The sequence below is a fragment of the Planotetraspora thailandica genome (genome assembly GCF_016863335.1).
Taxonomy (GTDB): Bacteria; Actinomycetota; Actinomycetes; order Streptosporangiales; family Streptosporangiaceae; genus Planotetraspora; species Planotetraspora thailandica.
Genome location: NZ_BOOR01000124.1, coordinates 1 through 942 on the forward strand (window position 1 = coordinate 1; position 942 = coordinate 942).

The window sequence follows — 942 nt, forward strand, 5'->3', positions numbered from 1 at the left end:
CCTAGGGCCTGTCTGACAATTCGGCGTGGCGGAGCCAGAGCATGAGGCTGGCGATGGTGGCGCCGGCGAGATAGCGGCTGGCGAGTTTGTCGAAGCGGGTGGCGATGGCGCGCCATTGCTTGAGCTTGCCGAAGCAGCGTTCGACCAGGTTGCGCTGCTTGTAGGCCTCGGCGTCGAAAGCGTAAGGGCGGCCTCCCTGGTTGCCCTTACGCACACGGTTGGCAAGCTGGTCCCGGCGTTCGGGGATGACCGCTTTGATGCCGCGTCGACGCAGGTAGGTGCGGATCTGACGCGAGGAGTAGCCCTTGTCCCCGAGCAGAACATCCGGACGGGTGCGGGGCCGGCCACCCGTGGGGCGGCCGATCCGCAAGGTCGCCATGACCGCTTCGAAGGCGGTGCAGTCGACCACGTTCCCACCGGTCACATGCAGGGCCATCGGGAGTCCGCGGGCCTCGGTGATCAGGTGGAGCTTGGTGGTGAGTCCTCCGCGGGACCTTCCAAGGGCCTGCCGGATTTGCGAGTCCTTCGTATCGATCGTCCCGCCGCCATCCCCTTTTTACGGGCACCGGCGGCATGCTGATGGGCCCGGGCGATGGTGGAGTCGATGCTGACGGTCCACTCGACGTTGCCGACCGAATCGTCCTTGACCTGCATCTGTTCCAGTAGTCGCGCCCAGGTGCCGTCCTCGTCCCAGCGTTTGAACCGCTCGTAACAGGTCTGCCAGGGCCCGTACCGCTCGGGAATGTCGCGCCACGGCGACCCGGTCCGCAACCGCCACAAGATCCCATCGATGACCTGGCGGTGGTCACGCCACGGACGACCCCGCGCGTCCGTGGCGGGTAACAGCGGCTCGATCCGCTGCCAGGCCTTATCGGTCAGCTCACCACGTCTCACCACGAACGATCATCTAACCGCACCAGCAGAGATCATTTATCAGACAGG

The 942-nt window shown here is 65.6% G+C and carries 1 protein-coding gene; it reads right to left on the reverse strand.

Annotated features, from left to right (window positions below):
* Window position 1: 1 nt before the first annotated feature.
* A protein-coding gene (locus tag Pth03_RS41130) for an IS5 family transposase (RefSeq protein WP_373318693.1) occupies window positions 2–894 on the reverse strand; the annotation gives its coding sequence in 2 pieces (ribosomal slippage) (window positions 2–510 and window positions 510–894; 894 coding nt in all).
* Window positions 895–942 lie beyond the last annotated feature (48 nt).